The following is a 25,915-nucleotide window of genomic DNA, read 5'->3' on the forward strand; positions in this document are numbered from 1 at the left end:
TACTCGCCTTATTATAGACACTTTTTTCCAGAAAGAAAAGTCAGCATCGTTGTCTTTGTAAAATCTTTATTCTTCTTTGGACATTTTTTGTAAAAAATAAATCAAGCCCCAAATACTTAACTGGATAAAACTATAGAGCGCTACAAATTGAACTTTCGCCATACTCCAATCTCCGATCAACAAAGTCACTGTTTTTATTGGATGAATAAGCAATTCAATCGAGTGGATTCGTTCGAAACGACCGATATAGACTGCAATTCCTGACAAAAACGCAAGTATCGTCAAACTAGCTACTTGTTGTTTTAAATCCAAAGTTACTGTTTTCAATAAACTAAAGACCTGACCCATTCCAATAAAGACCATCATCAAAATCGGCAACACCAACAATAAAAAGGACCACCAGTCTGGAAACGTGGCGCTGAACAAACCGTTTGGTCGATAAATATCCAAACTAGTTAGATAGAAAAGATCCGTCAGTAGATACGGAATATTCGGGAAAAATAATAGCCATAATAGCCCCAGCAACCAATGCCACCCAGAATCGAGCTTCATAAAAAGTTGCCCAAACACGATTGGCAGCCAAGCCAAGAAAACATTCAATCCCATAAAAGAAAATGTCTGTTGAAAAAAGCTCATTCCTACGATGTAAAGAATGACGCCTAGATGAAACCCATAATTCTTTTGCATAACTCTCCTTTATTCTATTTCTTTTTCTATCTATTACGATAGCATAAATCCTAAAATTAGGCTCTAAAAATCCCTAATAAAAAAACTCCCTACTATTATATGTAGAGAGTTGTTTACTTTATTTATGTTGGTCGACGATTTGTTGTGATTTATCTGCAGTCGTTTTTACATCTGCTTTAGCTTTTTCAAGCTTATCAATATAAGCTCTTAAGTTAGTATTTTCTTGCGTAGCTTCAGTTAATTTTTGTTTTGTTGTTGCTAATTCCGCTTCGACAGCAGTTTTATCGCTCATCGCTTGATTTAATTTTGTGTTCAATGAATCATAAGTTGCTTGCAATTCATTGACCTTTTGGTTTGCTGCATCTACTTTTGCATTCATCTCGGTATTCAATCGTTGGATTTCTTGGTTTTTTTGTTCAATTTCTGCCAATTTTGTTTGGATTTCATTTTGCTTGGCTGCAAGCTCTGAATCTTTCCCGTTTAATTGAGCAGTAAGACTTGTTTTGTCACTAGCTAATTGATCACGTTCACTTTTTAACGTATCTGCTTGTTGTTTGTAAGTATCACGATCTTTGATTGCTTGGTCAAGTTGCGTTTGGTTGGTTGCTGTTCTAGTCGTCAATTGTGCAATTTGTTGATCTTTGGTCGACAAGGAGGTGTTCAATTTGTCTAAGTTGTCGTTAATCGTTGAGATATTGTCCTCGCCACCCCAAATGATTATGTTATCTGCATAATGCTTCCCGGCCATACCAATCATTATTACCAACATTGCAACCGTCATTAATACATAATGTTTCTTTTTCATTATTTAGTTTTCTCCTTATAAATATTAAAATATTTAATAGCAAATATTATATTATCGATATAGTTAGGAATAGTCAATAACAAATATAATTTTTTAGGACTTTAACAATTGTCAAAGATTAAAATAAAATTATATCTATGTTAATTAATTCAAAATTCACTATATACCATTTCGAAAAAAGATTATTTATTAAATGACGAATACAATATTTACTGCGGATTTCCAATAAAACCTTTCTCATTTTGGATAAACAACGTTTTTTATTCATTATTGCGCCAGATTAAATGAGCAAAGTAAAAAAAAAACGACTTGATCAATAAATTATTGATCAAGTCGTTTTAAACTAAGATGCCAGCTGCAGGATTTGAACCTGTGACCTACGCGTTACGAGTGCGTTGCTCTACCAACTGAGCTAAGCTGGCCTTTCTATACAAGAAAATTATAGAGAACTTTCTCCAAAAAGTAAAGTGATTTTATAATCAAAAAGCGATTACATGAAAAATTCTTGAAAATATGCTAAAATAAGTTATGTGATACAAAAGGAGGCGGTTGAAACAGATGGCTACATTTGGCAAAATTGAAACACACGTTGATCCTTCCGAAGCTGGAAAAGAATTTCCAGTCAAGACACACGTCATGTTCGCTTTACGCGGCAAATCCCAAACTGGGATCGTCACGAAACAATTGAAAAACGCAGCAATTGTTGAAATTGATGAAAAGCAAGACAATGAAGACTTGATTGTTCAGTCTAATGGTGTTGCAGTGATCAATTACAAACAAATGGAAAAGATTTAGATTCAAAAAAAAGCGGACCGCTGAGCGGTTCGCTTTTTTCTTATTTTGTACCGAATAAACGATCCCCGGCATCGCCCAGACCAGGAACGATGTAGCCTTGTTCATTTAAACGTTCATCTAATGCCGCAGTGTAGATATCTACATCTGGATGTGCTTCTTGTAACGCTTTGACACCTTCTGGCGCAGCAACTAAACAAACAAATTTCATGTTTGAAGCCCCACGTTTTTTCAATGAATCAATAGCCATGATTGCTGAACCACCAGTTGCTAACATTGGATCAACGATAAATAATTGACGGCTATCGATATCTTCAGGCATTTTAAAGAAATATTCATGTGGTTCGAACGTTTCTTCATCACGGAACATTCCGATATGTCCGACTTTAGCAGCTGGAATCAATTCTAAGATTCCGTCTACCATGCCAATACCCGCACGTAAGATCGGAACGATGGCAACTTTTTTACCTGATAATGTTTTTTGTGTTGATGGTGTGATCGGTGTTTCGATCTCGATATCTTCTAATGGCATATCACGTGAGACTTCATACGCCATTAACATCGCGATTTCATCAACGACTTCACGAAAAACTTTCGTTCCACAATTTTTATCACGAATAATTGTTAATTTGTGTTGGATCAGTGGATGATCAATTACTTGAAACTTGCCCATAATTAATTGCTCCTTATTCATTTGATTGCGTTAGTTTTCTATTTTGATTAAAATCAATCAGAAAATAAACACCTTTTATTCTGCATTTCTCCTATTATAAGACAATTGCAGAAAGAAAACTAGTCTAATTCCCCTTGAATTGGATGAGATTCTGTTAATGCTAAAACTGCTTGACGAATTTCTACTAATTTTTCTTCATCACCTTTTGAACGTAAGGTTTCGACGATCAATTCAGCAACTTGTTTCGCATCCGCTTCTTTAAAGCCACGGCTTGTGATGGCCGGTGTCCCAACGCGAATCCCACTTGTTTCTTTAAAACTCTTTGTTTCAAAAGGAATTGAATTTTTATTGACGGTGATATGAACCGTGTCTAACAACTCTTCTGCTTCACGGCCGGTGACATCAAAACCACTGACTTCAACTAACATCAAATGGTTATCGCTAGCCCCTGAAACGACCCTTGTTTCTGGTGTTTGATTGAATACTTTTACCATAGTTTCAGCATTTTTCAATACTTGCTCACTATACTCTTTAAACGATGGCGCCAAGGCTTCTTTGAAAGCGACCGCTTTTGCTGCGATGACGTGCTCTAAGGGACCACCTTGTAAACCAGGAAAAACCGCACTGTTGATTTTTTTTGCAAGCTCGGGGTCATTAGTCAAAATCAATCCGCCTCGTGGACCGCGTAATGTTTTATGAGTAGTTGACGTGACGATATCTGCATACGGAACTGGATTAGGGTGAAGACCTGTAGCAACTAAGCCGGCAATATGTGCCATATCGACCATTAATTTTGCCCCGATCTCATCCGCGATTTCACGAAAACGCGCAAAATCAATCGTCCGACTATAAGCACTGGCACCAGCAACAATCAATTTTGGCTGATGTTTGCGCGCTAAAATACGAACGACTTCATAGTCAATCGTTTCTGTATGAGGATCGACCCCATAACTAACAAAGTTGTATAATTTCCCGCTAACATTGACCGGTGAACCATGGGTTAAATGCCCACCCGCAGATAGATCCATTCCTAAAACAGTGTCACCAGGTTGGATCAATGCAAAATATGCGGCTTGATTTGCCTGAGAACCTGAGTGCGCTTGAACATTGACATACTTTGCATCAAACAAAGCTTTCGCTCGATCAATCGCTAAATTTTCAACGACATCCACAAATTCGCAACCGCCATAATAGCGTCGGCCAGGATAGCCTTCCGCGTATTTATTCGTTAGAACACTACCTTGTGCTGCTCGAACTGCTTCTGACACAATATTTTCAGAGGCAATCAACTCAATATTCTGCTCTTGCCGTTGGGCTTCTTTTTCGATAGCTCCCCATAGTTCGGGATCTAGTGTTTTGTAATCCATCCTACCGCCACCTTTTCATTTTCATGTTTTAAGTATACGAAAGATCATGCAGATAATCGAATTTTCTGTTTCTATTTTTTCCCCAAACCATTTTTCTGATCAACAACGCCTATTTTGCAAAATATTTTTGTCCGGCGGCTTTTTTCAACCGATTCATATAGGCCAAACCTAAATGATCTTCTGGGAAAACTTGAGCAAAAATCAAATCGACTTTATCCGCTTCATCCAACGCCCGCAATCCACTGAACAACCCGCGTGTCGCAGCTTCAATCGTATCATCTGCAAATACAAACCGATCTGCCGAAAGGTATTTATCTGCAATCGTTGGCGAAACCAACAAACCCACTTTTTGATTATTTTCTTGCGCCCAAGCCATGGCTTCATCCCAGTCATTTGGTTGAACCATCAAAACATCGGTATCTGGAGAATAATGTTTGTATTTCATTCCCGGTGCTTTTGGTGTTTCACTTTCTGATACTAAATGCTTATCCAAAGGAACTTCAATGCCTAAGATTGCGGCTAATTTTTCTTGCGTTACAGCCCCTGGTCGTAAAATCGTCGGTGTATCACCACTTAAATCTAACACGGTTGATTCAACTCCAATCGACGTAGCACCATCATCTAAAATTCCAGCGATTTTTCCATTTAAATCATGATATACATGTAAAGCAGTAGTCGGACTCGGTTTACCTGAGGTATTTGCACTTGGCCCAACTAAAGGCGCTTGCGTTTTTTCAATTAAAGACAATGTTTTTTTATTATCTGGCATCCGAAAGGCAGCTGTGGATAACCCACCCGTCACAATCGGGCTAAGACTATCTTTTTTGATTTTAAAAATCAATGTCAACGGTCCTGGCCAAAAGTTTTTAATGATTTTTTCGGTGAGCGGATGATAGCTTTCAACAAATTCTTTAGTCATTGTAAAATCCGCTACATGGACGATCAGCGGATTGTCGCTTGGACGACCTTTGACCGCAAAAACTTGTTTTACCGCAGTTGGTAAAAGCGCATTAGCTCCTAATCCATAGACGGTTTCCGTTGGAAAGGCCACCAATTCTCCTTGACGCAATAATTCTGCCGCTTGATCTAGTTGATCTGATTGAAAAATTTTCGTTTCCACAGTTTCTCCACAGCTCCCTTTTATATTTTGATTGATTTAAAAACATCCGTCTTTTAGTTACCCCCACATTGTGGATAGTAAATAAGTCAAGTGTGCATAACCATGTTGATAACTTTTTAGGTTTTGTAAGCCTTTTAAATCAATGTTTTTTTATCATTTTGTTTGCTAAAAATAATTTTAACGGACAATGACCATTCGATCGTTCCCCATCATATCTGGACGGACCTCAACACATTTCTCAGGAAACGCCTTTTGAAATAATTCTTTGACTGCTTTGCCTTGCTGAAAACCAATTTCTAGAAAGATCATTCCCTCAGGCTGTAATAATGCCTGACTTTCTTGTGCGATTTTTTGATAAATTGCTAAACCATCATTTTCAGCAAATAATGCTGTTTTGGGTTCATAGGTCCGAACACTCTCATCCATCAAATGCCACTCAGCTTGACTAATATATGGTGGATTACTAATAATGATATCTTGTTTTTCAGTGATTGCAGATAACACATCACTTAATTTAAAATCAATTTCAACCCCGATTGTTTCCGCATTTTCTTTAGCTACAGCCAGTGCTGCTGCTGAAATATCGACAGCTGTGACTTGCCATTCAGGACGAGCCGCTTTCAAACTAATCGCGATTGCCCCAGTTCCAGTGCCAATATCAACCACTTTTTTGGGTTTGTTTAGATTATCCTTTAAGCATAGATCCACCAATTCCTCTGTTTCTGGACGGGGAATCAAAGTGGCTTCCGTCACTTTGAAGCGATGATCAAAAAAGTACTCATAGCCCAATAAATATTGTGGTGGAATATTTTTCAGCAATTCTGCCACATCTGCTTTGATCTGTTGCTCATCGGCTAAAGAAATTTCATCTCGCATATGGATCAACCATTGGGTTTTGTCCCAATTTTTACGTGCCAAAAATAAATATTCGATCGCGTAGCCTTCTTTGCCAGCTGCTTCTAAAAAAGAAGAAGCCCCTGACAGGACTTCTACATAAGTTTTAGCCATTTTGCATATCTTCCAATTTTTTGGTTTGATCATACATAATTAAGGCATCAACAATCTCATCTAGCTTACCTGCTAAGATTTGATCTAATTTTTGGATCGTCAAACCGATACGGTGATCGGTCACACGGTTTTGTGGGAAATTATACGTCCGGATTCGTTCAGAACGATCTCCCGTACCAACTGCTGATTTACGATTTGCATCGTATTCGCTTTGTGCTTCTTGTTGGATCTTATCATATACCCGTGCTCGTAAAATTTTCATTGCTTTTTCGCGGTTTTTGATTTGTGACCGTTCATCTTGCATCGCCACAGCGATCCCTGTTGGAAGGTGAGTCAAACGAACAGCAGAAGCTGTTTTATTGACGTGTTGTCCACCAGCCCCAGATGCATGATAGATATCGGTACGAATATCTTTGTCTGCCATATCGATTTCGACTTCTTCTGCTTCCGGCATGATAACAACTGTGGCAGTAGACGTGTGGATCCGACCTTGAGATTCTGTTGAAGGGACGCGTTGTACACGATGAGCGCCACTTTCATATTTTAATTTTGAATAGACATTATCGCCAGAAATCATCATGATCACTTCTTTGTATCCGCCGATTCCTGTCACATTGGCTTCCATGACTTCAGTTTTCCAGCCTTGGCTTTCTGCATAACGTTGGTACATGTTGAATAGATCGCCTGCAAATAATGCGGCTTCATCACCACCAGCAGCTCCGCGGATTTCCATGATAATGTTTTTGTCATCATTAGGATCTTTAGGTAATAAAAGAATCTTAATTTCTTCTTCTAATACTTCTTTTTCTTTCTTTAAATCTGACAATTCTTCTTTGGCCATTTCAGCCATATCGGGATCTAGATTTTCACCTAATAATTCTTCTGTGTCACTGATACCTTCGACTACTTTTTTGTAACGACGATAGGTCGCGACAGTATCACGCGTATTGGCTTCTTCTTTAGAAAGCTGCATGAAACGTTTTGTATCTGTGATGACTTCTGGATCGCTTAACAATTCGCCAAGCTCTTCGTAACGATCTTCGATTGATTGTAATTGATCATACATGGATAAATTTCCTCCTAATTCATTTTCATTCCGATTAAAAATGCTCAAAAAATAATAGACTTTCGTGCTGCGGTCTTTTCACTATTAATTATACGTTACTCGATGATTTCAGGATGTGAATAATGTTTACGACAAACTGGATAATAGGCTTCATTCCCGCCGATTTGGACTTGATCGCCCTCATAGACCGGACGCCCATTGATATAATGGAGATTCATGGTTGCCTTTTTATGACAGAACCAACAAATCGTTTTCAATTCTTCTAATTTATCAGCGTACAGGATCAAATACTTTGAGCCTTCAAACATTTCATTTCGAAAATCATTCTTCAAGCCAAATGCCATGACTGGGATATCTAATTCATCCACTACTTTGGCTAATTGTACGACATGCTCTTTCGATAGAAATTGCGATTCATCGATCAAGATGCAATAGGGTTTGTAATCTAGATTTTTAATAAACGTAAAAATATCCGTTTCAGCAAAAATCGGGACAGCAGGACGGCTCAATCCGATTCGGCTCGAAATCGTTCCTATTCCATCTCGCGTATCTAAACCACTAGTCATCAGTACTACTGGCTTATTTTGTTCTTCATAGTTGTGGGCGACTTTTAAGATCTCGATCGTCTTACCACTATTCATTGCACCGTATTTAAAAAAAAGCTGGGCCATTTCTTGTCACCTTTCCCTTTTGTTCCTATCGTATTATAGCGGAAAAGCACAATTATTTACAGTAATAATTTTCATAGAATTCTTTCAACGAGAAAATTTCTAACAATTTAAATAGAAGCATCTATTATCTTTTAAGTTAACAATCCTTCAATGATATAATTTAATTATAATTACTTTTTATTTAATGAGCGTTTTGTGCTTTTAATAAAATTTAATTATCCAAAACTAACTTAGGAGGTTTTTTAATGGATCAAACGGCTAAAAAGAAGCGCCGTAGCTTCCCTTCCGCGTACACAGTCATCATCATTGTACTGATTTTGGTTCAAGCACTCACATTTTTTATCCCCTCAGGAAAATACAGTACCTTGACTTATGACAGCGGAAAAGATCAATTCGCGATTACTGATGCTCATGACAAAACAACCATGAAGCCCGCGACACAACAAACATTAGATGACTACAAAATTCGGATTGATGTCAGTAAATTCCGAGATGGCACGATCTACCGTCCCGCAGCCATTCCCAATTCTTATGAACAAATCGTTAAACCTAAACGAGGGATAACGGGCACGATCACCCAATTTTTACGTTCACAAGTTGAAGGGATCACCGAAAGTGTCGATATCATGATCTTCATCTTGATTTTAGGTGGGGTGATCGGCATCGTCAACGCTACTGGTGCAATGGACGCCGGAATGATGCGGTTATCCGAAAAGTTAAAAGGCAAACAAAAATGGTTGATCGTGATCGTGACGACCCTGATTGCGATTGGCGGAACAACCTTTGGTCTAGCCGAAGAAACGATCGCTTTTTATCCAATTTTGATCCCAATTTTCTTATTGGCAGGATATGATACATTGACCGCCGTTGCTTCGATTTATTTAGGAACGGCGATTGGAACGATGAGTTCGACCATTAATCCTTTTTCCACTGTCATTGCGTCCAATGCCGCAGGGATTAATTTTACCGAGGGCATGCCTTTACGTATTTTGATGTGGGTCGCTGCAGTCGGTATCTCGATCATCTATACGATTCGCTATGCAGAAAAAGTTCGTTTAAATCCGGAAACCTCACTGGTCGCAGATCAAGCGGAAAGTGATCGTAAACATTTCTTAGGTGACCAAACGAAATTAGCCAATGTTGATTTTACCGGTAGACAAAAATTTTCATTAATTGTTTTTGCTTTAGGTTTCGTCGTCATGATCTATGGCGTCCAACAACTTGGTTGGTACTTCACTGAGATCGCCGTTGTCTTCTTAGCGGTAACGTATATTTTGGCATTTGTTTCTGGCCTTGGTGAAAAGAAATTCATCGACAGCTTTGTGACTGGTGCAGCGGATCTCTTGGGTGTTGCTTTGATCGTAGGTCTAGCGCGCTCCGTTGGGATCGTCATGGAAAACAGCTTTATCAGTGATACAATCATGAACTTCTTCAGCAATGCGATCAGCGGCATGAATAATGTCATCTTTATTTGGTTCATGTTCTTAGTCTATATCGTCTTAGGCTTCTTCATCCAATCTTCTTCTGGTTTAGCCGTTCTTTCGATGCCGATCATGGCACCTTTGGCAGATGTCGTGGGTATCGATCGGGCATTGATCGTAAATGCTTATAACTGGGGACAAGGCTTGATTGGTTTAGTCGCTCCAACTGGCTTGATTTTAGTTTCACTATCCGTTGTAAATATTGGCTTTGATAAGTGGATCAAATTTGTCAGCAAATTACTAGGTATCATCATCGTCTTGATTTTGGTTCTATTAGCTGTTGGCGTCTTGATTTAAATGCTTGATAAAAAAGCTGCGACCAAAGTATTTTCTACTTTGGTCGCAGCTTATTTTTTAGTGCTTCAAATATTTTTCATGCCACTTTTCATCCACCTGATGCGTTCCTGGTTTGAAGAAAATAGTTTCCGTTCCTGCTTCATTAGCAGTCTGGTAATACCATTTCTTCCAACGTAAAAAATCAAGCTGTGCTTGCAGTTCCTGTATTTTTTTCTCTAAGGCTGCTTCTTGTTCGATCATAAACGTATAGCGCTGCGGTAATGTTTGGTCTCCTTCAACACACCAGTCCATGAATTTGGCGATTTCCTTGACAGGAATCCCCGAGCGTTTCAAACAATCAATCACTTCGATATAGCCTAAGTCATCTTCCGTGAATTCTCTACGACCTGCGGCATTTTTCTTTACAAAGGGCAGTAATCCAGCTTTATCGTAGTAGCGTAATGTATCTTGAGAAATCCCATATTTCGCTGCGATATCACCAATCAAATATTTTTTCATTTTTTTAACGCTTCCTTCTTGACCTGGAGTCAACTCCAAGTAGTACAGTTAGTCTATCATAAATTTGAAAGAAGGCAATATCTATGGAAAAATCATTGGTCGTTATCACAGGAGCAAGTTCAGGTTTTGGTGCCGAAATCGCCAAAATTTTTAATCAAGCAGGTTTTCCAATGTTACTTTTAGGTCGTCGAGTGGAAAAAATCAAGGCATTACCGTTGAATTTTGACAATGTTATGGTGGAAGCCGTCGACGTTACTGACTATCCAGCATTTGAAGCAAGCATCAAAAAAGCCGAGGCTGTCTATGGTCCGGTTGATTTATTAGTCAACAATGCTGGCGTGATGTTATTAGGAAACGTCTTGAATCAAGATCCAAAAGAATGGCAAACAATGATGAACACTAATGTCATGGGGGTTTTAAATGGTATGCAGATCGTTCTTCCTGACATGAAAGACCGTAAACATGGAACAGTCATCAATATGTCTTCATTAGCTGGTAAGAAAACATTTACCAACCATGCTGCGTATGTTGCTTCAAAATTCGGTGTCCACGGTTTGAGCGAAACGATCCGTGAAGAAGTCTCAAAAGACAACGTGCGCGTTTCTTTAGTTGCTCCAGGTGCTGCGGAAACAGAATTACTGACACACGTCACTGATCAAGGTGCTTTGACTGATTATGAAGCATGGAAACAAAGTATGGGCGGAATTACATTAAATCCTGTTCATGTAGCTGAAACCGTCAAGTTTATCTATGACATGCCGCAAGAAGTAAATATTCGTGAAATCGATATTGCAGCGACAGCTCAAGACGCATGATCACTTAATCAGTTTCTTCCCCACTCCTGCCAAAGCGGCGGGAGTTTTTTTTATTGAAGCATGCTATACTGATTTTATCGATAAAAATCAACTGCCGTTTTGCAGATTTTCTTGATTGAATAAGGAGACGCTATGAATTTTGACCGACGTATCAGTTTTCTAAGAAAAAGTTGGCGCAAGCTTAACAACCGCTTTTCTTCCATTCAAATCATCGTGTTTTATTATTTTGCGATGACCGTACTAGCAATGATTCTATTCAGTTTACCCGTCTTTCGGGAACCGGGATACCACGTATCATTTTTGGATCTGCTGTTTATGGCGATTTCTACGATTTCAGTGACCGGACTTACAACGTTTGATATCAGTTCCGTTTTTAATGACGCCGGTGTCGTCATGCTAGAAGTTTTATTTCATATCGGTGGACTTGGGATCATGATGATTACGACTTTTTTCTTTATTTTATCCAAGCGACGCATCACGCTGAAACAACGCCAATTGATCATGACCGATATGAACCAGCCGCGCTTGAGTGGCATCGTTAACTTGATCAAAATTACTTTTACGATGATTCTAGTCATCGAAGTTTTATTCGGCACGGTTTTTGCTTTTTATTTTTATCTAATGGGGTACTATCAGAAACTCTCACAAGCCTTTTTTTATGGATTTTACCAGTCGATCTCGGCCGTGACCAATTCAGGCTTCGACGTGACCGGCGACTCGATCATTCCTTTTTCTCACGATGCCTTTTTCATTTTAACGATCATGCTGCTGATCTTTATCGGCGGGATCGGCTTTCCAGTCTTGATGGATTTCCATGGTTGGTTGTTACATAAACGCGCTAAGGCTAAAATTCCTTTTCGTTTCAGTCTGTTCTCAAAAATTGCCCTTTTAGCATTTGTGGTTCTATTTGTAGGCGGGACCATCATCATTTGGTTGTTAGAAAAAGACCACAGCTTTATTGATATGAGCTTCTTTGATCAATGGTTAAATTCAGCTTTCTACTCGATGACGACACGAAATGCCGGGTTACAGATCCATGATTTAAATAATTTTCAAAATACGACCTTGATTATTTTCTCGTTGCTGATGTTCATCGGCGCTTCGCCTAGTTCAGTCGGTGGCGGGATTCGAACAACAACGATTGCGATCATTGGTTTGTACCTCTACTCTTTCTTAAAAAACGAAAATGACATCAACATCTTTGGCCGCAAAATCGCTCCCGAAGATGTCCGTAAATCCGTTGTCGTCTTCATGCTTTCTGCAGGTATGTGCTTATTTAGTATTTTATTTTTAACAGCGACCGAGGATCATTCCTTGATCTCGATCATTGTTGAAGTCACTTCAGCTTTTGGTACAACCGGCTTATCATTAGGGATCACCCCTGATCTTTCCAGTACCGGCAAAGTCATGATCGCTATTTTGATGTTCATCGGTCGGGTCGGCATGTTGTATACCTTGATGTTGTTCGTTCCTAAAGAAACCCGTGACTTAGGCTATGAATTCCCAGAAGAAAAGATTATTATTGGCTAGGAGCTTTTGCTCCAGCCTTTTTTTTGTTCATGCATATAGTGCAATGAATTTTTGGAAAAATGCTTTCATTTTGGTATCATTAGAGAGTTCCCACTGAAATGCAGTCGAAACATTAAGAAAAAGGAAACCTATTTAAACTTTTTTTTTAAATATGATAAGATAAATTAAATTTGTAACAGACATGGAGGATGTGTAATGGGGTTAAGAAGTCAACTGGCGATCTCTGCCGGCAAGACCGCCCAATGGGTATTAAAAACTTTCTTTAAAGGTGGTTCTAGTTACCCAGGACAACTGGCGTTGAAATTAGATCCAAATATTTTAGATGCTTTAGTGAAGGACTATCAAGTCGTCGTCGTTACCGGAACTAATGGAAAAACTTTGACGACTGCTTTGACGGTCAACATTTTAAAACAAGAATACGATTATGTTTTGACCAATCCCACTGGGGCCAACATGGCTCAAGGAATCGTCTCAACGTTTCTAAATGCCAAAGCTAAAAAAGGTGACAAAAAAATCGCCGTTTTAGAAATTGACGAAGCCAGTCTCAGCAAAGTCACGGAATATGTGAAGCCTGAACTCTTTTTATTCACCAATATTTTCCGCGATCAGATGGATCGTTATGGCGAAATCTATACGACGTATAAATTGATCGTTGATGGTGCCGCCAAATCCCCGAATGCACCGATCCTGTGTAATGGTGATTCTCCGATTTTTAACTCCTTGGAAACAGTCAATCCAAGAAAATATTATGGCTTTGATCATTTACCTGATCAAGAACAAGATGCTCATTACAATACGGACGGTTTACTATGTCCTAATTGTCAACACATCTTAAAATACAAGATGATCACTTATGCGAACTTAGGAAAATATTACTGTCCAAACTGTGGGTTCCATCGTCCAGAGTTAGATTACAAATTAACTGAGATGAAAGCCATGGACAATAAGTCATCTGAATTTGTGATCGATGGCCAAGACTACAAAATTGAAGTCGGCGGTATGTACAATGTTTACAACGCATTAGCTGCAACAGCTGTAGCCGAGTATTACGGTATTTCAAAAGAAAATATCAAGCGTGGATTGGGTTACGATGAAAAAGTTTTTGGACGCCAAGAAGAATTTGAGATCGATGGAAAAAAATGTACGTTGGTCTTAGTAAAAAATCCAGTGGGGTTGAATCAAGTCATTGATATGATCGGACTTGCACCTTATCCCTTCTCACTTGTTTCATTATTGAATGCCAACTATGCCGATGGAATCGACGTTAGTTGGATCTGGGATGGCAATCACGAGGCCTTTGCTAAAATGGATGTTCCTGCAGTGATCGCGGGTGGTGATCGCCACACAGATATGGCCTTGCGTCTGCGCGTGGCTGGTATCCCTGATGAGAAGTTAACCGAAGTTGAAGGTTTAACTGGTGTGATCGATGAAATCAAAAAATTACCGACTGAGCATGTCTATATTTTAGCGACCTACACAGCAGTCTTGCAATTACGAAAAGAATTGGCTCAAAAAGGCTATATCAATGGAGGGATGGATCGTGGCTAATTATGAATTGAACTTGGCACATTTGTATGGGAATCTGTTAAACACTTACGGTGATAATGGAAATCTACTGACATTGAATTATTACGCCAAACAAATGGGGATTGAGATCCATTCAGAAATCGTCAGCATCTATCAAGAATTTGATCCTGACAAATATGATTTTGTTTTTATCGGCGGCGGTCAAGACTATGAACAAGTGATCGTTTCAAAAGATATCCAAGACAAAAAAGAAGCGTTGACGCAATACATCGAAAACGATGGCGTGATTTTATCGATCTGTGGTGGCTATCAATTACTTGGCCATTATTATATCGGTGCGAATGGTGAAAAAATCGAAGGGATCGGTGCCTTGGATCATTACACCTTAAGCCAAGACAACAATCGCTTTATCGGTGATATCGAAATCTACAATGAAGAATTTAACGAAACCTATTATGGTTTTGAAAATCATAATGGCCGGACTTTTTTAGGCAAAGGTGAACGTCCATTAGGCACTTTAGTCAAAGGGAATGGGAACAACGGCGAAGATCAAGGTGAAGGTGTGATCTATAAAAACACATACGGTTCTTATTTTCACGGACCAATCCTAGCTCGCAACAAAAGCTTAGCTGTGCGTTTACTGCATACTGCTTTGCAAAACAAATATGGTAAAGAGATCGAATTGCCGCAATTACCTTAAGTAAAAAGCGCTCAGTCTGTTGTCAGACTGAGCGCTTTTTTACTTCTTTTTATTTTGTTCCTGGCGTTGAAGCAATGATTTTCATTTCCCCTTCAACTTTCCATTCATTGATTTGAGCTGGTAAAATACAACTTGTTCCAGGTTTCATTTCATAGCTTTGACCTTCAACGATCAAATGACCATAACCTTCTACAACTGTTACTAATGTGTAATCACCGTCTTTTTTCAATGCTAATTCGCCAACAACATCCCATTCATAAACATTGAAGAAATCTGTTTTTAAATATGTGATCACTGAAGAAGAACCTTTTTTCATTTCAGTCATTTCAAGCGCTGGACTGATAGCGGGAACAGTCGTCACGTCGATTGATTGTTGAATATGCAGTTCACGAGTGTTGCCTTGGTCATCTTTACGATCATAATCATAAACACGGTACGTCGTATCTGAACTTTGTTGCGTTTCTAAAATCATGATCCCTTTGCCGATTGCGTGGATCGTACCACTTGGCACATAGAAGAAATCACCTTTTTTCACCGGAACACGGCGTAATAAATCATCCCAACGTTCATCTTCGATCATTTCAGCCAACTCTTCACGCGAATTTGCATTATGGCCATAGACAATTTCTGAACCTGGTTTTGCATTGATAATATACCAGCATTCTGTTTTTCCTAATTCACCTTCATGTTTTAAGCCATAACTGTCATCGGGATGGACTTGGACTGACAAATCATCTTCTGCATCCAAAATTTTTGTTAGCAATGGGAAAACATCTCCCTGAGCATCCCCAAATAATTCACGGTGTTCACTCCAAAGGTCGCTGACTTTCCAACCTTTATATGGTCCGTTTTCAACAGTGCTGACTCCGTGTGGATGACCGCTGATTGCCCAATCTTCACCGATTTTATCGTTAGGGATATCAAAGCCAAAAACCGTATGTAATTGGTTTCCTCCCCAAATTTTTTCTTGAAAAACTGGTTTTAGAAATAGTGGTTCCATAAAAGTATTGCTCCTTTATTTTTGATAGATTTTTGTTCGCTCATTCAAATAACATGCTAAAATCTCATCGCGTTGCTCAACGTAACTTGCTCGATGATCCTTTGGATGGACACGATTCGATAGAAAAATGAAGGCCGATTTTTTTTCGACATCCAATAAAAGAAAAGTTCCAGTATAGCCAGTATGGAAAAGCAACGGGCTCTGATCTAACGGACTAAACTTTAGATCCCAACCAAAAGACCGCTTTCCTTTTTTGGTAGGCGTTTGGTCATGCAGCAATTCTTTGATGGTCTTGTCATGCAAGTAAATCATATCGCTAACGCTTCCAAGATTCAAATACATTTTTGCAAATTTACTCAAATCATTCAAATTTGTAAAAAGTCCGGCATTACCGGCATGACTTGCTAAAATACGTGCTTTCGGATCATGCGTGATGCCTTTTAAAATACTCCCATCACCTTGCCTTTCAGTCGGAACGATCTGATCATATGGTGGTTGTGGTAAAAAACGGCTAGCTCTCATCTTTAGCGGGGTTAAGACTTCTGCTTGAAAAATTTCTACTACTGGTTTTTGGTAGATTTTTTCAAGTAAAAAAGCTAATAATATCGTTCCTGCATCCGTATATTTAACCACTTTCCCTAGACCATCACCTGGCTGTAATTTCAGGTAAGCTGCACGCAAGGCTTGCGCATCTAATTGATCACGATTTGGGATATAGGTTTGAATATCAGAAGTATGGGTCAACAAATGCCGCAACGTAATCGTTTTATTTTCGAACTCTGGCAATAATTCATGTAAAGATTGATCCCAGTCAAGCTTCTCAGCTTCAAATAATTTCAATAGGACGCTTGTCGTACAGACAACTTTAGTCAATGACGCAACATCGAATAAATACTCTGTTTGCATGGGCACCGTTACCGGATCTATCTGTGCTTGACCAAACGTATACGTCTGTTCTTGAGTGCCTTCAATCAGTTGGAAAACAACTCCTGGAAAGACTCCCGCTTGCATTTTTGCTTGGATCAACTGTACGGTTTCAGGATACATTCCCTCACCCTTTCTCTCAATCATTGATTTTCATCAAAAAGTATAGCATAAAAGCGACCAACTATTCATTTTTTCAGTCATATCGAAGCGACAAAAAAAGCTGAGGCAAAAGCATTAGCTACTTTTGTCTCAACTTCTTTCTAACCTATTTTACGATGAACCACCATTCGATGCCTACAGCATCATAGATCGTGATCAAATTTTGTTTTTTATCACAGAAAAACGCAATATTTTCTGCTTGCAAATGTTCCAATAACTCTAATAAGTTTTCTTTGGACACGCTAAATTGTAAAAAGTCTAAGCCTAAAACCTTATCTGTTGGCAAATCGATCGTTCCACCCGTTGCAGTAGTCAGACCGACATTAAACTCGCCACGATTCAGTAACAGCTCTTCATCATTTTCGTCATGGACTTGTAGACCTAAGATATCCGCTAAGAATGCTTCTTGTTTCTTCAAATCACTGACATTCAAATGGATCTTGTCAAAAAAAGCCGCATGAATTTTTTCTTCTTTAGTCGCAAGTTCACTAAGTTTTTTAGCATTCAAATTAATCGGTGTCGATGTTGAACGTTGTTTACTTGGTCCATAAAAAATTTCAATTTCATTTCCTTCTGGATCTTCAAAAAGTAATCCTTTTTCATCTTCTGCCGAGAGCGCAGATTTTACAGGATAGTTCTCTTTTTCTGCCCGGTAGTAAACATTTGCTAGTTCCTTTTCGTTTGGAACAACTAATGAAAAACGACTCATTTTTTTGATTTCCCCACGGTGTTCATCTGCCCGAGGACTTTCTTCCAGCCATAGTAGTTCGCTAGCTGGTTCTTTATAACCTAAAATCGCTAGTTCATTTTCTTCTCGCAATAAATGTAATCCAATGATATCACGGTAAAAATGGATCATTCCGTCTCGATCACGTACACGAATAGCGATCGTTTTTAAATCAAGTTTCCCTAAATGAAAATTTCCCATTGTCCTCTTCCCTTCTTCCTCTTTATTTTAACGATGGGGGTCCTTTCACGCAAGCGATATCCTTTGATCAAACGAAAAAATGTGAATTTTCTGACAAATCGTTGATTCTTTCAGCTGTTTTGAGCATTGATTTTTTATCATTTTGATTCATTATAGCGAGTTAAGATGAAGTTAAAGGTTACATCTCTAATCAATTCCTTTCTTTTTTGAAAATATTTTGATCATTTTCAATGAATTATTTAAAAAATTCTCAAGAGCGGTTGTAATTACAAAACAAATAGATTAAATTGGAGACTATCTTAATAAAGAAGAGGTCATAAAAAAGATGAATAACTCGTTAACCGCAAAAGAATTTGCTGCACTTGCTGCTAAGGAAACTGTGAATGTACTGGATTTAAGCGATGCTGATATTTTTGATACCCTCGACACGATCGAACATGCTACTGTTTTGCAATTGCCTTTGACTCAATTGCCTAACCGGTTGCATCAACTAGATAAAGATAAAACATATTATCTATTCACCCAATTTGGGCAACGAGCAAAAACGATGGCTCAGCATTTACGAAATGAAGGTTTTAACGTCATTCGTATTACTGGTGGCACTTCAGCTTATAAACAATACCTAGCTAGTTAAATTTTTAGGACTTTTTGAGCAAATAAATTGTTTGTTTTAACTATTTTATGTACGATTCGATAGTATGAAAAAATAAGGAGGACTAACAGTGGCAAATGTCTTAGTAGTAAATGCACACCCACTCGCTGCAGAAGAATCACAAACAGTAACTGTTTTAGAAGCTTTTTTAAATGAACATGAAGCAACCCATCCGGAAGATGTCATTACGATGTTAGATTTGTATTACACCGATATTCCAGAAATCGATGGCGAATTGCTATCAGCTTGGAAATCGTTGCAAAAAGGAACAGAATTTACTGAATTAAGCAATTCACAACAAGAAAAAGTGCGCTTATTCAATGAATTTACAGATCAATTTCTAGCAGCGGAAAAAATCGTGATCGCCAATGCGCTATGGAACTTGAACATTCCTACCAAATTAAAAGCCTGGTTTGATACGATCAATGTTGCCGGTAAAACTTTCCGCTACACAGCTGAAGGTCCAGTTGGATTGATTACCGATAAAAAAGCAATCCATATTCAATCTAGTGGCGGTACTTACAACGGCCAAGATTTTGCTTCACAATATGTTAAAGGCATCATGAACTTTATCGGTATCACTGATTTTGATGCCGTTTATATTGAAGGTGCGGATTACGATCCAAGTAAAGCACCTGAAATCATTGACGCAGCCAAAGAAAAAGCCAAGAAATTAGCGGCACAATTTTAAACGCAAAAAAAGACCGAGCGACTATTCGTCGACCGGTCTTTTTTCTTCGTCTTCATATAAATTAGAAACACCTTTATACCATTCAAAAACATGGATAACAATGACTTTAGCAACTGCATAAAACGGAATTCCTAAAATCACACCAATGATGCCAAAAATTTTTCCAGCCGTCAATAAGACAAACATGATCGTGACTGGATGGATCTCCAGTTGATTCCCCAAAACTAATGGTGAAACGATTCGTCCTTCAATCGTCTGTTCGATCGTAAAGACAATGATTACTTTGACCAACATAATCGGTCCAGTCACTGCAGCGATAAAAATCACTGGAACCATTGCTAAGAAAGAGCCCAAGTATGGGACTAAGTTCAATACTCCCGCTAAGATCCCCAAAGTGATCGCATAGTTCATCCCCACGATTGAAAAACCGATAATAAACATCACGGCAACCGTAAAAGCGACCGTCAACTGCCCCCGAATATAAGAAGCTAGCTGTGAATTCATCTCGGTCATCACTCGTAACGTTGGCTTACGAGTCTTTGTCGGTAAAAATTGTAGTATATATGGCGCTAACTTATCGCCATCCTTTAATAAGAAGAATAAAATAATCGGTGCGGTGATCAAAGCGATCAATACCGTCGCTAAAGTCGAAACCACATTCCCGAGTCCTTGGATCGTTACCCGTGAAATATTTTGTGCAGTCTCAGTCAATGACTCTAATAACTTTTGTAAGCTATTATCTAAATGCTGCTGCACCGGTTTAAACGAAGGGTCTTTGAAAAGTTCACTGACTTTGTCGCTGACTGTATCAAAATATGCCGGCAAACTTTGGATCATCGTCTCTACTTGCTGACGTATCTGTGGAATAATCACTACGATCCCCCAAATGATCAAAGCTACAACGACAATGAACAGTAAAATGATCCCGACAGTCCGATTCAATCCTTTTCTCTCTAAAAAATTGACGACCGGATTCATCAAATAATACAAGATCCCTGCAATAACAACTGGCAGTCCAACAATAGCAAAAAACTGGCCGACTGGTTCAAACAAATAGGAGACTTTCGTGAAGACCAAGGTGATTAATAATAATAATAATACGATGATCAGCGCAACAACGACTTGACTATTTAAAAACCATTTCCAAAACCAAGACGTTTTTTGCGTAAATTTCTTTTTATCCAAACACTCACGTCCTATTTATAAGTAATTTTCATGCCCACTTCTAGTTCAGGTAATTTTTCTGGTGTCACATAGATACCATTTGGAATCACACCGATTTCTTTTTGGAAGAACACGGTAGCATGTCCGATCTCATTTAAATTCTGATTGGCTAAATGTCCAAGACCATTTACTTGATAGACTTGGTCGCCAAATAATAACTGGCTACCTTCGCTAAGCGCGATTGGTTCATCTCCACTATTTTTTTGGACGATGGATACCTCTAATAGATCTGACGGAATTGCTTCGCCAAAAAGTACTAAAAGATTTTCATCGTTAATTGCATCTTTGCCAATTTGAGTAATTTCAGTCACTGTCATAATTCACGCTCTTTTCCTGTTTATTTTTCAATTATATCATAAAGTTAGCGCTATCCAAGAACCAATAAAATTGCTAGAATATAGATACAATGAAGGAGGTTTTTTTATGATCCATAAAATACTTTTAGGTACCTATACCCGACGTATCAGTCAAGGAATCTATCAGATCGAGTTAGATACGACGAAGGAAACGTTGGAAAATTTAGCATTAGTACTGGCAGAAACAAGCCCGACCTATTTGGCAAAAAGTAAATTAAATCATTTGTACTCTGTGACTAGCCGTAATGATCAAGGTGGTGTTTCCAGCTATGATACTGAAAATAATTTTTTGAATGCGGTAACAGAAGATGGTGCCCCTCCTTGTTACGTGGCAGTCGATGATGGACGCCAGCTTGTCTATGCCGCAAACTACCACAAAGGAGCTCTAAACACCTACAAAATCCAAGCAGATGGCTCACTTAAAGCAACCTCAGCAATAGAGCATACAGAACCGACTGGTCCACATAAAAATCAAGACCATGCTCACACTCACTATACTGATCTGACACCGGATCAACGGTTAGCGGTCTGTGATTTAGGCACTGATCGTATTTATACCTATGATGTGAGTGAAAATGGTGCAGTCGAAGAAGCTGCCGTTTATCTAGCCGAGCCTGGAACAGGACCACGACACCTTGTCTTTCACCCCAATGAAAAAAATGCCTATCTATTTGGTGAATTAGATAGCAGTGTGACCGTTCTTTCATATGATGCTACAGATGGCAGCTTTACGCAAAAACAAAAACTTTCTACATTGCCCGCAGATTTTGACGGTGAAAATGGCGGTGCAGCGATTCGAATTTCCAAAGATGGCAATTTCTTATATGCTTCAAACCGTGGGCATAATTCAATCGCAGTTTTTGCAATCACAGAAAACGGTGAAAAACTTGAATTGATTCAAAGTATTTCAAGTGAAGGTGATTTTCCGCGTGACTTTGCTTTAAGTCCAGATAATGCCTACATTGTCTGCGCGAATCAAAATACAGATAATCTAACCCTTTACCGTCGAGATCAAACAACAGGTCTCTTGCAAATGATCCAAAAAGATATTTATGCTCCAGAAGCCGTTTGTGTTTATTTCGAATAAAAGGAAGCGATTTGTTAAATGGATAAAGAAGCTGTAATCGAACGTCTAAAAACAGAGCTAGGATTGCCTAACTTCAAAGGACGTTTAGAAGAAAAAGAATACACTGAAGAAGAATATCAAAAAATCAAAAATGATTTGAATAACTACTTTGAAAACTATGTACGCAACATTGAAAATTAATAAAAAAACTCTTTAAGCGAATTGCTTAAAGAGTTTTTTTCGTTGTATGAATCCATGACTTAAAAAAAGAGCACCGATCGGCAAATCGGTGCAAAGGAGTATTACCTAAATGCAATGAAAAAGAAAAGGTTGTTATTGGTTATGAATTAATCATACCTGATTCCGTATCCACTGTACTTAAAATAACGTTATAATAAAATTAGAAAACCTTTGTTCTTTTAGAATTTATGTTGTTCACTATTTCAATAACAGATTAGTGATTTTTTGAATGGATTTATAAATCGTATCTGTCGCAGCATCTTGTTTTTTTTCAGCAGCATCAAAGGCTTCTTCATTGACTTGTGGCAATAGGCTATCTGTCATTTCTTGACAACCAGCTACATATTCGATATATGCCTTTTGAAAACTTTTATGATTTCCCATCACTTTTGCCGGCGGTTTAAGCAAGCTGATTTTTTCTAGATTCAGTTTATAAAATTGAGTGCCTTCTTTGAATAATTCATGGATTTCTGATAAGTGGCTTTGATCAAAATCAGCCATCTTTTTTTCATCTAGCGCTGTCCGAATCTCTTCGTAACTTGGGTGTAAACGTTCGCCCATTTGCTCGGTTGCTTGAACGATCTCGTTGATTTCTCTTGCATAAAATCCCGTATTAGGTCGCATTCATTTATTCCTTCTTTCTACTTTAGATACTTTCATTTTACCTATTTTTACTGATTAAGCAAAGCGGTACTAAAAATGAACAATAAATTTAATTGTTTTTAAAAATAAAAAGCTCTATTATCTTAACTCAAGATAATAGAGCTTTCCTACTTAGTCCTTATTCTTCATACTTGCACGTTGGAAGAATTTCACAATTTCAACGATCGGAATAATCGCAAAGGATGAACCGATCACGATGCCCCATTGATATAAATCTAAATGAGCAACTCGGAAAATATCATTCAGTCCTGGGACGATGATGATGACCATCATCAAAGCAAAGGATAACAGGATTGCCCAGTTGAAGGCTTTATTTCTAAATGCTCCCACGGTAAACAATGATTGATGAATCGACTTCACATTGAAAGCATGGAACAATTGCATCAATCCTAATGTCGCAAACGCCATCGTCAATGCATCCGAATGGATTTCTGCATAAACCGTGTGAACGGGCCATTGGATCGCTGACCAATACACGAACAAGACCGTAGCAGCTTCTAAAATTCCTTGATAGATGATACTTGAGAAGACACCACCTGAAAACAAGTTCGAACTGCGACCACGCGGTTTGTGGCTCATCAAATCTTTTTCTGCTGGTTCCATTCCAAGAGCAATTGCTGGGAAGGTATCTGTTACTAAATTGATCCATAATAAATGGATCGGTAATAAGGTATCCCACCCAAGAAGCGTTGCAATAAATAGCGTCAATACTTCACCTAAGTTAGCGGCTAATAGATATTGAACTGATTTTTGTATATTTGAGAAAACTTTGCGACCTTCTTCAACAGCTACGACGATCGTCGCAAAATTATCATCAGCTAAGACCATATCTGAAGCGCCTTTTGAAACTTCCGTACCTGTGATCCCCATTCCGATCCCGATATCCGCTTGTTTCAAAGCCGGTGCATCATTGACCCCATCACCAGTCATCGCCACAACTTTACCTTCTTTTTGCCAAGCTTTAACGATTCGAACTTTATGTTCAGGAGAAACGCGGGCATAGACCGAATAATGTTCTACTTTTTGGGCAAACTCTTCATCTGACATTTCATTTAATTGTGCGCCTGTCAGGACAGCAGCATCATCACCTTTAGTAATAATACCCAAGCGAGCGGCGATTGCTTCAGCTGTATCTTTGTGATCTCCGGTGATCATGATTGGACGAACACCCGCTTCTTTAGCGATTCGAACTGCTTCGGCTGCTTCGGCACGTTCTGGATCGATCATACCGACTAAACCAGCAAAAATCAGGTCGGTTTCAATCACTTCTGATTCTAATTCAGCTGGGACGTGATCCACATATTTATAAGCCATTCCCAGTACACGTAATGCTTGTTGCGCCATATCTTTATTGTTGGTCAAAATATCTTGTTTTTCTTTTTCAGTCATTGGAACGACTTGGCCGTTCAATAAAATTTGAGTCGTACGATTTAATAAGACATCCGGTGCCCCTTTTACTGCAACCAAAATTTTGCCATCTTGTTCTTCATGTAATGTACTCATCAATTTACGGTCAGAATCAAAAGGCAGTTCTGCAACCCGTGGTTCTTTCGCAACTTTTTCTCGTACATCAAATTGATTATCTAAGCCAAATTGAACTAGCGCCGTCTCTGTTGGATCCCCAATCAAATCGCCCTCTTGAGAAATTTTTGTATCATTGGCGTAATTCATGACTTTCATCGCCATGCTATCGATTGGCACTTCGTTATTTGCATCAAATTGTTGATTATCAACGTATAATTTTTCAACTGTCATTTGATTCAATGTTAACGTTCCCGTTTTATCTGAAGCAATAATATCGGTTGAACCTAGTGTTTCTACTGCTGGTAATTTACGGATCACTGAATTTCGTTTGGCCATTACTTGTGTTCCTAAAGCCAAAATGATCGTTACGATCGCTGGCAGCCCTTCTGGAATGGCTGCTACTGCTAGCGAAATCGAGGTCAATAACATATCGACCCAAGAAGTACCGTTAAAGACGATCCCAACTACAAACATCACGACTGCGATCACAATAATTGCTAACGTTAAAAATTTTCCTAGTTGGTTCAAATTGGTTTTCAATGGTGTTTCTGTTTCATCAGCTTGAGCTAGCATGCCAGCAATTTTACCGACTTCGGTATTCATCCCCGTATTAACGACGATTCCTTTTCCGCGCCCATAGGTCACATTGCTATTTGAATATGCCATATTGACGCGATCCCCGATACCAACATCTGTGCCATCAATCACGATCATTTCTTTTTCAACTGGAACAGATTCACCGGTCAAGGCTGCTTCTTCGATTTTCAATGAAGCGACTTCAAACAAGCGTAAATCCGCCGGTACCACATCACCAGCTTCTAACATGACGATATCTCCTGGTACAAGTTCTGTTGATTTGATTGTACTGACGTGACCATCACGTAAAACATTCGCATTCGGTGTCGACATTTCTCGTAATGCTTCGATTGCTTGTTCCGCTTTTGATTCTTGTACCACACCCATCACTGCATTGATGATTACAACGGCTAAAATAATGATTGAATCGACGACTTCATGAGAGACGACTGCCGAGATTATTGCTGCGGCTAACAAAACAATGATCATTAAATCTTTGAATTGTTCAAAGAAGCGTACCACCATACTCTTCTTTTCGCCCTCTTCTAGTTCATTCGGTCCATAAGATTCTAATCGCTTTTGTGCTTCCGACTTGGTTAACCCATCTTCTGTCGTTTGCACTTCCGCTAAAACCTGTTCTGTCTCTTCAGCATAAAAAGGCTTTATTAGTTGTTGCTTTTTCTCTTCTGACATTTTTATCCTCCTTAAAATAAGCGCTGTCGGGTGTAAAAAAAATAGACTTGTGTATGCGAAAAAAACACATACATAAGTCTCACTATTTAAGACAACACCAGAAATTTCTTTTCTTGTTGGTGGCGTTGCCACAGCTTACACTGCCAGTTACTCCCCTATGGATACTAGCTGAATTATAG

At 38.8% G+C, this 25,915-nt stretch carries 26 protein-coding genes and 1 tRNA gene; 10 read left to right on the plus strand and 17 right to left on the minus strand.

The window, feature by feature from the left end; all coding sequences use genetic code 11:
* Window positions 1–66: 66 nt before the first annotated feature.
* From RV04_RS00535 to RV04_RS00545, 3 genes are all read right to left on the minus strand, one after another.
* Window positions 67–687 carry a DUF1361 domain-containing protein gene (locus RV04_RS00535; RefSeq protein WP_071856525.1) on the minus strand — a complete coding sequence of 207 codons (621 nt, stop codon included), beginning with the start codon at window positions 685–687 and terminating at the stop codon, window positions 67–69.
* Window positions 688–805: 118 nt separating this feature from the next.
* The gene (locus RV04_RS00540; protein ID WP_071856526.1) at window positions 806–1,492 is read right to left on the minus strand and encodes a DNA-directed RNA polymerase subunit omega; all 687 of its coding nucleotides are present in this window, start codon (window positions 1,490–1,492) and stop codon (window positions 806–808) included.
* 349 nt (window positions 1,493–1,841) lie between these two features.
* Window positions 1,842–1,914, minus strand: a tRNA-Thr gene (locus tag RV04_RS00545).
* Window positions 1,915–2,050: 136 nt separating this feature from the next.
* On the opposite strand from RV04_RS00545, the gene RV04_RS00550 reads away from it, so the two are divergent.
* Complete coding sequence (locus tag RV04_RS00550; protein ID WP_071856527.1) at window positions 2,051–2,287, plus strand: hypothetical protein; 237 nt, start codon at window positions 2,051–2,053, stop codon at window positions 2,285–2,287.
* A gap of 40 nt (window positions 2,288–2,327) precedes the next feature.
* Here the strand turns inward: RV04_RS00550 and upp are convergent, their stop codons facing one another.
* From upp to RV04_RS00580, 6 genes are all read right to left on the minus strand, one after another.
* Window positions 2,328–2,957, minus strand: a complete 630-nt coding sequence (gene upp / locus RV04_RS00555; RefSeq protein WP_071856528.1) for a uracil phosphoribosyltransferase — start codon at window positions 2,955–2,957, stop codon at window positions 2,328–2,330.
* Between the two features lie 119 nt (window positions 2,958–3,076).
* On the minus strand, window positions 3,077–4,324 hold the full coding sequence (gene glyA / locus RV04_RS00560; RefSeq protein ID WP_071856529.1) for a serine hydroxymethyltransferase: 1,248 nt from the start codon (window positions 4,322–4,324) through the stop codon (window positions 3,077–3,079).
* 109 nt (window positions 4,325–4,433) lie between these two features.
* Window positions 4,434–5,444, minus strand: a complete 1,011-nt coding sequence (locus tag RV04_RS00565; RefSeq protein WP_071856530.1) for an L-threonylcarbamoyladenylate synthase — start codon at window positions 5,442–5,444, stop codon at window positions 4,434–4,436.
* Window positions 5,445–5,621: 177 nt separating this feature from the next.
* The gene (gene prmC, locus RV04_RS00570; protein WP_071856531.1) at window positions 5,622–6,452 is read right to left on the minus strand and encodes a peptide chain release factor N(5)-glutamine methyltransferase; all 831 of its coding nucleotides are present in this window, start codon (window positions 6,450–6,452) and stop codon (window positions 5,622–5,624) included.
* Entirely contained in the window at window positions 6,445–7,518 is a 1,074-nt protein-coding gene (gene prfA / locus RV04_RS00575) for a peptide chain release factor 1 (protein ID WP_071856532.1), read from the minus strand. The genes prmC and prfA overlap by 8 nt, the downstream gene beginning before the upstream one ends.
* A gap of 95 nt (window positions 7,519–7,613) precedes the next feature.
* Window positions 7,614–8,189 carry a thymidine kinase gene (locus RV04_RS00580; RefSeq protein ID WP_071856533.1) on the minus strand — a complete coding sequence of 192 codons (576 nt, stop codon included), beginning with the start codon at window positions 8,187–8,189 and terminating at the stop codon, window positions 7,614–7,616.
* A gap of 245 nt (window positions 8,190–8,434) precedes the next feature.
* Here RV04_RS00580 and RV04_RS00585 point away from each other — a divergent pair, with 245 nt between their 5' ends.
* On the plus strand, window positions 8,435–9,967 hold the full coding sequence (locus RV04_RS00585) for a YfcC family protein (protein ID WP_071856534.1): 1,533 nt from the start codon (window positions 8,435–8,437) through the stop codon (window positions 9,965–9,967).
* Between the two features lie 57 nt (window positions 9,968–10,024).
* On the opposite strand, the gene RV04_RS00590 is transcribed toward RV04_RS00585, so the two are convergent.
* Window positions 10,025–10,465 carry a MerR family transcriptional regulator gene (locus RV04_RS00590; RefSeq protein WP_071856535.1) on the minus strand — a complete coding sequence of 147 codons (441 nt, stop codon included), beginning with the start codon at window positions 10,463–10,465 and terminating at the stop codon, window positions 10,025–10,027.
* Between the two features lie 83 nt (window positions 10,466–10,548).
* Here RV04_RS00590 and RV04_RS00595 point away from each other — a divergent pair, with 83 nt between their 5' ends.
* From RV04_RS00595 to RV04_RS00610, 4 genes are all read left to right on the plus strand, one after another.
* A complete protein-coding gene (locus RV04_RS00595; protein ID WP_071856536.1) occupies window positions 10,549–11,280 on the plus strand; it encodes an SDR family oxidoreductase in 732 nt (243 codons plus the stop codon).
* A 132-nt stretch (window positions 11,281–11,412) separates the two neighbouring features.
* Window positions 11,413–12,810 (plus strand): TrkH family potassium uptake protein, encoded by a 1,398-nt coding sequence (locus RV04_RS00600; RefSeq protein ID WP_071856537.1) that lies wholly within the window; start codon window positions 11,413–11,415, stop codon window positions 12,808–12,810.
* 195 nt (window positions 12,811–13,005) lie between these two features.
* Window positions 13,006–14,358, plus strand: coding sequence for a Mur ligase family protein (locus tag RV04_RS00605; RefSeq protein WP_071856538.1), 1,353 nt, complete (start codon window positions 13,006–13,008; stop codon window positions 14,356–14,358).
* Window positions 14,351–15,037 (plus strand): type 1 glutamine amidotransferase, encoded by a 687-nt coding sequence (locus tag RV04_RS00610; RefSeq protein WP_071856539.1) that lies wholly within the window; start codon window positions 14,351–14,353, stop codon window positions 15,035–15,037. The genes RV04_RS00605 and RV04_RS00610 overlap by 8 nt, the downstream gene beginning before the upstream one ends.
* Before the next feature lie 49 nt (window positions 15,038–15,086).
* Here the strand turns inward: RV04_RS00610 and manA are convergent, their stop codons facing one another.
* From manA to RV04_RS00625, 3 genes are all read right to left on the minus strand, one after another.
* The gene (gene manA, locus RV04_RS00615; RefSeq protein WP_071856540.1) at window positions 15,087–16,037 is read right to left on the minus strand and encodes a mannose-6-phosphate isomerase, class I; all 951 of its coding nucleotides are present in this window, start codon (window positions 16,035–16,037) and stop codon (window positions 15,087–15,089) included.
* Between the two features lie 15 nt (window positions 16,038–16,052).
* Window positions 16,053–17,084, minus strand: coding sequence for a serine hydrolase domain-containing protein (locus RV04_RS00620; RefSeq protein ID WP_071856541.1), 1,032 nt, complete (start codon window positions 17,082–17,084; stop codon window positions 16,053–16,055).
* Between the two features lie 145 nt (window positions 17,085–17,229).
* Window positions 17,230–18,051, minus strand: a complete 822-nt coding sequence (locus RV04_RS00625; protein ID WP_071856542.1) for a VOC family protein — start codon at window positions 18,049–18,051, stop codon at window positions 17,230–17,232.
* Window positions 18,052–18,376: 325 nt separating this feature from the next.
* Between RV04_RS00625 and RV04_RS00630 the strand changes: the two genes are divergently transcribed.
* Both RV04_RS00630 and RV04_RS00635 read left to right on the plus strand, forming a co-directional pair.
* Window positions 18,377–18,685, plus strand: a complete 309-nt coding sequence (locus tag RV04_RS00630; RefSeq protein WP_071856543.1) for a rhodanese-like domain-containing protein — start codon at window positions 18,377–18,379, stop codon at window positions 18,683–18,685.
* An 88-nt stretch (window positions 18,686–18,773) separates the two neighbouring features.
* The gene (locus RV04_RS00635; RefSeq protein WP_071856544.1) at window positions 18,774–19,394 is read left to right on the plus strand and encodes an NAD(P)H-dependent oxidoreductase; all 621 of its coding nucleotides are present in this window, start codon (window positions 18,774–18,776) and stop codon (window positions 19,392–19,394) included.
* 21 nt (window positions 19,395–19,415) lie between these two features.
* Here the strand turns inward: RV04_RS00635 and RV04_RS00640 are convergent, their stop codons facing one another.
* Together RV04_RS00640 and RV04_RS00645 are read right to left on the minus strand one after the other, a co-directional pair.
* Complete coding sequence (locus RV04_RS00640) at window positions 19,416–20,579, minus strand: AI-2E family transporter (RefSeq protein WP_071856545.1); 1,164 nt, start codon at window positions 20,577–20,579, stop codon at window positions 19,416–19,418.
* A gap of 11 nt (window positions 20,580–20,590) precedes the next feature.
* A complete protein-coding gene (locus tag RV04_RS00645) occupies window positions 20,591–20,935 on the minus strand; it encodes a PTS glucitol/sorbitol transporter subunit IIA (RefSeq protein WP_071856546.1) in 345 nt (114 codons plus the stop codon).
* Window positions 20,936–21,041: 106 nt separating this feature from the next.
* On the opposite strand from RV04_RS00645, the gene RV04_RS00650 reads away from it, so the two are divergent.
* Both RV04_RS00650 and RV04_RS13155 read left to right on the plus strand, forming a co-directional pair.
* On the plus strand, window positions 21,042–22,061 hold the full coding sequence (locus tag RV04_RS00650) for a lactonase family protein (protein WP_071856547.1): 1,020 nt from the start codon (window positions 21,042–21,044) through the stop codon (window positions 22,059–22,061).
* Between the two features lie 18 nt (window positions 22,062–22,079).
* On the plus strand, window positions 22,080–22,241 hold the full coding sequence (locus tag RV04_RS13155; RefSeq protein WP_169818174.1) for a hypothetical protein: 162 nt from the start codon (window positions 22,080–22,082) through the stop codon (window positions 22,239–22,241).
* 237 nt (window positions 22,242–22,478) lie between these two features.
* Here RV04_RS13155 and RV04_RS00655 read toward each other — a convergent pair whose 3' ends face one another.
* Together RV04_RS00655 and RV04_RS00660 are read right to left on the minus strand one after the other, a co-directional pair.
* Window positions 22,479–22,904, minus strand: coding sequence for a hypothetical protein (locus RV04_RS00655; RefSeq protein WP_071856548.1), 426 nt, complete (start codon window positions 22,902–22,904; stop codon window positions 22,479–22,481).
* Window positions 22,905–23,054: 150 nt separating this feature from the next.
* Complete coding sequence (locus RV04_RS00660) at window positions 23,055–25,736, minus strand: cation-translocating P-type ATPase (RefSeq protein ID WP_071856549.1); 2,682 nt, start codon at window positions 25,734–25,736, stop codon at window positions 23,055–23,057.
* Window positions 25,737–25,915: the final 179 nt, after the last annotated feature.

The organism is Enterococcus hermanniensis, from assembly GCF_001885945.1.
Taxonomy (GTDB): Bacteria; Bacillota; Bacilli; order Lactobacillales; family Enterococcaceae; genus Enterococcus_A; species Enterococcus_A hermanniensis.

Coding starts and splice junctions, on each gene's coding strand:
- RV04_RS00620 (WP_071856541.1), bottom strand. CDS start 17,084: ATGTATCCTGAAACCGTACAGTTGATCCAAGCAAAAATGCAAGCGGGA.
- RV04_RS00650 (WP_071856547.1), top strand. CDS start 21,042: ATGATCCATAAAATACTTTTAGGTACCTATACCCGACGTATCAGTCAA.
- RV04_RS00625 (WP_071856542.1), bottom strand. CDS start 18,051: ATGGGAAATTTTCATTTAGGGAAACTTGATTTAAAAACGATCGCTATT.
- RV04_RS13155 (WP_169818174.1), top strand. CDS start 22,080: ATGGATAAAGAAGCTGTAATCGAACGTCTAAAAACAGAGCTAGGATTG.
- prmC (WP_071856531.1), bottom strand. CDS start 6,452: ATGGCTAAAACTTATGTAGAAGTCCTGTCAGGGGCTTCTTCTTTTTTA.
- RV04_RS00590 (WP_071856535.1), bottom strand. CDS start 10,465: ATGAAAAAATATTTGATTGGTGATATCGCAGCGAAATATGGGATTTCT.
- RV04_RS00550 (WP_071856527.1), top strand. CDS start 2,051: ATGGCTACATTTGGCAAAATTGAAACACACGTTGATCCTTCCGAAGCT.
- RV04_RS00605 (WP_071856538.1), top strand. CDS start 13,006: ATGGGGTTAAGAAGTCAACTGGCGATCTCTGCCGGCAAGACCGCCCAA.
- manA (WP_071856540.1), bottom strand. CDS start 16,037: ATGGAACCACTATTTCTAAAACCAGTTTTTCAAGAAAAAATTTGGGGA.
- RV04_RS00580 (WP_071856533.1), bottom strand. CDS start 8,189: ATGGCCCAGCTTTTTTTTAAATACGGTGCAATGAATAGTGGTAAGACG.
- RV04_RS00655 (WP_071856548.1), bottom strand. CDS start 22,904: ATGCGACCTAATACGGGATTTTATGCAAGAGAAATCAACGAGATCGTT.
- RV04_RS00600 (WP_071856537.1), top strand. CDS start 11,413: ATGAATTTTGACCGACGTATCAGTTTTCTAAGAAAAAGTTGGCGCAAG.
- glyA (WP_071856529.1), bottom strand. CDS start 4,324: ATGGATTACAAAACACTAGATCCCGAACTATGGGGAGCTATCGAAAAA.
- RV04_RS00630 (WP_071856543.1), top strand. CDS start 18,377: ATGAATAACTCGTTAACCGCAAAAGAATTTGCTGCACTTGCTGCTAAG.
- prfA (WP_071856532.1), bottom strand. CDS start 7,518: ATGTATGATCAATTACAATCAATCGAAGATCGTTACGAAGAGCTTGGC.
- RV04_RS00540 (WP_071856526.1), bottom strand. CDS start 1,492: ATGAAAAAGAAACATTATGTATTAATGACGGTTGCAATGTTGGTAATA.
- upp (WP_071856528.1), bottom strand. CDS start 2,957: ATGGGCAAGTTTCAAGTAATTGATCATCCACTGATCCAACACAAATTA.
- RV04_RS00535 (WP_071856525.1), bottom strand. CDS start 687: ATGCAAAAGAATTATGGGTTTCATCTAGGCGTCATTCTTTACATCGTA.
- RV04_RS00660 (WP_071856549.1), bottom strand. CDS start 25,736: ATGTCAGAAGAGAAAAAGCAACAACTAATAAAGCCTTTTTATGCTGAA.
- RV04_RS00595 (WP_071856536.1), top strand. CDS start 10,549: ATGGAAAAATCATTGGTCGTTATCACAGGAGCAAGTTCAGGTTTTGGT.
- RV04_RS00645 (WP_071856546.1), bottom strand. CDS start 20,935: ATGACAGTGACTGAAATTACTCAAATTGGCAAAGATGCAATTAACGAT.
- RV04_RS00585 (WP_071856534.1), top strand. CDS start 8,435: ATGGATCAAACGGCTAAAAAGAAGCGCCGTAGCTTCCCTTCCGCGTAC.